The sequence below is a fragment of the Isoptericola sp. NPDC057391 genome, from assembly GCF_042668085.1.
Lineage (GTDB): Bacteria > Actinomycetota > Actinomycetes > Actinomycetales > Cellulomonadaceae > Isoptericola.
Window position 1 is genome coordinate 1 of the sequence record NZ_JBHVBO010000241.1, and the last position, 5,247, is coordinate 5,247.

The 5,247-nt window shown below is 73.7% G+C and carries 5 protein-coding genes; 3 read left to right on the forward strand and 2 right to left on the reverse strand.

Annotated features, from left to right (window positions below; translation table 11 throughout):
* Positions 1-1,825, reverse strand: a 1,825-nt coding sequence (locus tag ACFUVW_RS19375; protein ID WP_430572931.1) for an ATP-binding protein, incomplete at its 3' end; no start/stop codon positions are given.
* A gap of 181 nt (positions 1,826-2,006) precedes the next feature.
* Between ACFUVW_RS19375 and ACFUVW_RS19380 the strand changes: the two genes are divergently transcribed.
* Positions 2,007-2,984 (forward strand): NAD(P)H-quinone oxidoreductase, encoded by a 978-nt coding sequence (locus ACFUVW_RS19380; RefSeq protein ID WP_430572932.1) that lies wholly within the window; start codon positions 2,007-2,009, stop codon positions 2,982-2,984.
* 49 nt (positions 2,985-3,033) lie between these two features.
* Positions 3,034-3,627 (forward strand): bacterial proteasome activator family protein, encoded by a 594-nt coding sequence (locus ACFUVW_RS19385; RefSeq protein WP_430572933.1) that lies wholly within the window; start codon positions 3,034-3,036, stop codon positions 3,625-3,627.
* Positions 3,628-3,661: 34 nt separating this feature from the next.
* Here the strand turns inward: ACFUVW_RS19385 and ACFUVW_RS19390 are convergent, their stop codons facing one another.
* Positions 3,662-4,492 carry a DMT family transporter gene (locus tag ACFUVW_RS19390; RefSeq protein ID WP_430572935.1) on the reverse strand — a complete coding sequence of 277 codons (831 nt, stop codon included), beginning with the start codon at positions 4,490-4,492 and terminating at the stop codon, positions 3,662-3,664.
* A 243-nt stretch (positions 4,493-4,735) separates the two neighbouring features.
* On the opposite strand from ACFUVW_RS19390, the gene ACFUVW_RS19395 reads away from it, so the two are divergent.
* Positions 4,736-5,203: a DUF805 domain-containing protein gene (locus tag ACFUVW_RS19395; protein WP_430572934.1), complete on the forward strand. Its 468-nt coding sequence runs from the start codon at positions 4,736-4,738 to the stop codon at positions 5,201-5,203.
* Positions 5,204-5,247: the final 44 nt, after the last annotated feature.

Sequence of the window (5,247 nt, forward strand, 5' to 3'; positions counted from 1 at the left end):
GTGGGAACAGGTCGGCCGGGAAGACGACCGTGACCTCCGTGCCCGACCCCGACGCCCCGCCCTGGAACCGGACCTGCGCGTTGAGGCGGTCGGCCAGGCGGCCGACCACGAAGAGGCCGAGCCGCTGGGCGCCGACGGCGTCCGACGCGGAGCGGCTGGAGACCTTGGTGTTGGCGTCCGCGATCTCCTCGGGGCTCATGCCGAGCCCGTGGTCGCGCACCGTGACGACGACCCCGCGCTCGTCGCGCGACGTCGACACCTCGACGGGCGTGTGCGGCTCGGAGAACATCGTCGCGTTCTCCAGCAGCTCCGCCAGCAGGTGCGCGGAGCTCAGCGCGTTGTGGCCGAGCATGTGCGGGTCGACGCCCAGGTCGAGGCGGACCCGGTCGTAGAGCTCGATCTCGGAGGACGCCGTGCGCACGACGTCGGAGATCGGCATCGGGTTGCGCACGCGACGGCCCGAGTCGATGCCCGCGAGCACGAGGAGCGACTCGGCGTTACGGCGCATTCGCGTGGCCAGGTGGTCCAGGCGGAAGAGGTTCGACAGCGTGCTCGGGTCCTCCTCGGACCGCTCCAGCTCGTCAAGGAAGGAGAGCTGGCGGTTGAGCAGCACCTGGTCGCGGCGGGCCACGTTGACGAACATCTCCGCGATGGAGCCGCGGAGCGCCGCCTGCTCGCGCGCGACGACCATCGTGGTCTCGTTCACCTCGTTGAACGCGGCAGCGAGGCGCCCGATCTCGTCGCTCGACTCGACGGGCACCTGCACGAGGTCGATCGACGGCGCCTGCCCCGGCACGGCCATCTGCTCCACCATGCGGGGCAGACGGTCGCGCACCTCCGCCGTCGCGGAGGTCAGGCGGGCCAGCGGCTGCACGATGCGGCGCGCGATGAGCAGCGCCAGCAGGAACGACACGAGCACGACGCCGAACGCCGCCGCCCCGGTCAGCAGCGCGGCGGTCTGGGCGCTGCTCGCGAGGTCCTTCGAGTACTCGACCGCGGCGTCGCGGGCCTCGTCGCGCACCGGCTGCGTCGAGTCGACCCAGGCCTGCGAGATCTCGTTCCACTGGCTCGCGACCTCGGGGTCGATGCCCGAGAGGTTGAGGTACCGGAGCTGGAGCCGCGAGCGGTCGAGGTCCTCCTCGTAGCCCGGCACCTCGAGCCCGCCCGGGATCAGGTCCAGCTGCTCCTGCGCGTTCGCGATGAGGGAGTCGGTGGTCTGCAGCAGGTTCACCATGCGGCCGTTGAGCTCTGACGGCGGGGCCTCGCCCTGCGCGACGGTGGCCAGGACGGCGCCGGCGACCGGTCGCTCCATGGTGTTCGCGAGCATCGCCTCGTCGAGGGCGACGTAGGCGTTGATGTGGCGCGTGAGGCCCGAGTCGTCGCTGCTCTGGGCCACGGCGCGCGGGACGTCGAGCGCGTTCTCGCTCAGCGCGGTGTACCGCTCGGTGGCACGCGACTCGGAGAGCTGGCCGGAGATGACGTTGCGCTGCAGGTCGTCCAGGACCGTGCGGTCGCGGAGCGTCCGGTTCACCGCGTCCTGCACGTTGGTGGGCAGCGCGCTGGTGTCGAGCACCTCGAGCGCCTCGTCGCGGGCGTCGAGGGCGCGGTCGGTCGCCTCCTGCGCCTCGACGAGCGCCTTCTTGGCACCCGGGATACCCATGTCGGCGGCGATGTTCGTGGCGCGCTCCGCGGCCACGGCGGAGCCGGCGTCGTCCTGCAGCTGCAGCGACTCCATGAGGGCCGCGGTCTGCTCGGCGCTGCGGTTCTCCTGCAGCGACTGCCAGGTGATCCAGCCCGCCGTCAACGCCAGGACGAAGATCGGCACGGCGAGTGTCGCAAGAATCTTCCCGCGAACGCCCAACCTGCGGAGCATCTGAACCTCTCTCCAACACTGTTCGTCGAGGCGGGCGGCCGTCGCCGCCCGTTCCTCGGGTGGGTGCCATCACGTCCGGCACCACCCCCCGCGCCCGGCTGGGCTTCCAGGCACGCGAGTAGGCTCCATCGGTGTGCGAGCGGTCACGATATCGGCACCTGGCGGTCCAGGGAAACTCACCCTATCCCTCGTCAACCTGGGCAAACCGGGCCCGGGCGAGGTCCTGATCGATGTGGCCGCCGCAGGCGTCAACCGCGCTGACCTGCTGCAACGCGCTGGAAACTATCCACCGCCGACCGGCGCTCCCGAGTGGCCGGGACTCGAGATCTCGGGTACGGTCCGCGCGCTCGGGCCGGGAGTGACCACCTGGGCGCCCGGCGACCGCGTCGTCGCGCTGCTCGAAGGCGGCGGCTACGCCGAGCAGGTCGTGGCGCGCGCCGGCCAGCTGCTGCCGCTGCCCGCCGGCGTCGACCTCGTCGACGGCGCCGCGCTGCCGGAGGCCGTCTGCACCGCCTGGACCAACCTGGTCGACACCGGCCGGCTGCGCGCCGGCGAGACGCTCCTGGTGCAGGGCGGGTCGGGCGGCGTGGGCAGCGTCGCGATCCAGCTCGCCGCCGCGCTCGGGGCGCGCGTCGTCGCGACCGCGGGCGGCCCGGAGCGCGTGGCGCGCTGCGTCGAGCTCGGCGCCGACGTCGCCGTCGACCACCGCACCCAGGACGTCGTCGCCGCGGTGCGCGACGCGACGGACGGCCGGGGCGCCGACGTCGTGCTGGACGTGCTCGGGGGCGGCGGCCTCGCCGACAACGTGCGCGCGCTCGCCCCCGGCGGCCGGCTCGTCGTCATCGGGCTCCAGCGGGGCCGCCGGGGCGAGCTCGACCTCAACGCCCTCATGGCCAAGCACGCGTGGGTCACCGGGACCCTGCTGCGCCCGCGCAGCGCCGAGGAGAAGGCGGCCCTGGTCGCGACCGTGTGCGAGCAGGTGTGGCCCATGGTCGCCGACGGCCGGGTGCGTCCCGTGGTGCACGCCCGGGTGCCCTTCGCCGAGGCCCCCGCCGCCCACGAGCTGCTCGAGTCCGGCGCGGTGTTCGGCAAGGTGCTGCTGGTCCCCTGACGCCAGGGCCGAGCGGCCCCTGTCGGCTGTGTGGGCCACACTGGGACGCATGACCGAGAGCGACGACGCCACTCGCGACATCGACGCCCCCCGCGCACGGGTGGTCACCCCCGACGGGGAGGCCACCGACCCCGCCGGCGGCAAGTCCTCCGAGGTGGAGGGCGAGCCGGCGGAGGAGTCGTCGCGCATCGAGGAGCCCGCCAAGGTGATGCGCATCGGCGGCATGATCAAGCGGCTGCTCGACGAGGTGCGCGACGCCCCGCTCGACGACGCCGCCCGCACCCGGCTGGCCGAGATCCACGAGCGCTCCCTCACGGAGCTGGAGGAGGGCCTCTCCCCCGACCTCGTCGAGGAGCTGCACCGCATCACGCTGCCGTTCTCCGACGAGGGCGTGCCCTCGGACGCCGAGCTGCGGGTGGCGCAGGCCCAGCTGGTCGGCTGGCTCGAGGGCCTGTTCCACGGCATCCAGACGGCGCTCGTCGCCCAGCAGATGGCGGCGCAGGCGCAGCTCTCGCAGATGCGGCGCGCGCTGCCGCCCGGGGCGCACCCGGCGCCGTTCGGGCCGGGCGGCCCGGCGGGCCCCGGTCAGCCCGGACAGCCGGGACAGGACGACCGGCGCCCCTCCCCCGGTCAGTACCTGTAAGGCCGCTCCGCGCCGTCCATCGCGCCGACCGCCGTCACGACCGCGCCGTCATGGCGATCGCGCCGGAGACGAGCGCGAGGCCGGCCAGCTCCGGCCACGTGGGGACCTGCCGCAGCACGACGGCGCCGACGAGGACGGCGGTCGCGGGCAGGAGGGCGAGCAGCACGGAGAACGTCGCCATGCCCACCCGGCGGAGCACCACCTGGTCCAGCACGTACGGGACGACGGACGAGCAGATCGCGACGACCAGCAGGAAGAGCAGCAGGGGCGGGTCGGTCACGACCTCCGGGGTCGTCCACGCGAAGAAGGGCGCGAACGCGACGGCGCCCGCCGCCATGCCCACCGCGAGCCCGTCGACGCCGGACCCGGCGTGGGCGACCCGCTTGCCGAGCACGATGTAGCCGGCCCAGCACGCGGCCGCCGCGAGGACGGCGCTCAGCCCGATGACGGCGTCCTCGCGCGGGATCCCGGAACCCAGGGTGACGCCCGCGAGCAGCACGACGCCGGCCGCGGCCACGATGATCGCCGCCCGCTCCTGCCACCCGCGGCCCGTGACCGCCGCGACCGCCACCGGGCCGAGGAACTCGATCGCGACGGCGACCCCGAGCGGCAGGTGGTCCACGGCCACGTAGAACACGACGTTCATCCCCGCGAGGACGACGCCGAACAGCGCCGCCGCGACGAGGTCCCGGCGGGTCCAGCGTCGGCGCCACGGGCGTCGCCACGCGAGGAGGACGACGGCGGCCAGGGCGATGCGCCACCAGCCGACGGCCGGCGCCCCCAGGCGGTCGAAGAGGCCGACCGCGACGGCCGCGCCCGCGTACAGCGTGAGCCCGGAGACCAGGAACAGTGCGGGCGCCGGCACGCGGTCCAGCGCTCCGCGCGGGGAGGGGGCGGGGGTCGACACTCCCGGAGCATACGGGCGCAGCACATCCGCCCGAACCCGCGACGGGGAGCACTCCCCACCCGGGATGTGGACAGAACGTGGACGTGCCCTGGACGTCGCGTGGACGCGCACTCTACGCTCGCGGGGCTGTCGGGTCGCCTGGCGACCCGGCACGGGACGCGTGCCACGCGTCCCCCCACCCACCGACCCAGTGAGGCCGTCATGTCGTTTTCGGACGCGATCAAGTCCGTCTTCTCGCAGTACGCCAACTTCTCGGGGCGTGCCCGCCGTTCCGAGTTCTGGTACTTCTACCTCTTCGTCCTGATCGTGAATGTCGTGTTCTGGATCCTGTTCCTGGTCACCGGTGGGGCCTCCGCCGCGACCATGTCCCCGGACGGCACCATGACCGACGCGTCCACCGGGCTGGCAGCGGGCGCGATGGTGGTCGTCGGGATCTGGTCCCTCGTCGGACTGGCCCTCGTGCTGCCGACGCTGGCCGTCATGATCCGGCGCCTTCACGACCAGGACCGCTCGGGGTTCTTCTGGTGGCTCAGCGTGATCCCCTTCGTCGGCGGGATCATCATGCTCGTGCTCTACGCCCAGCCCGGCACCGTGGGTCCGAACCGCTTCGGCGCGGACCCGAAGGGCGCGCAGGTCGCGCCCGCGCAGTACGGCGCCCCGGTGGCCTGACCGAGGCCGGACGCACGACGACGGCCCGGTCGCTGGTCGAGAAC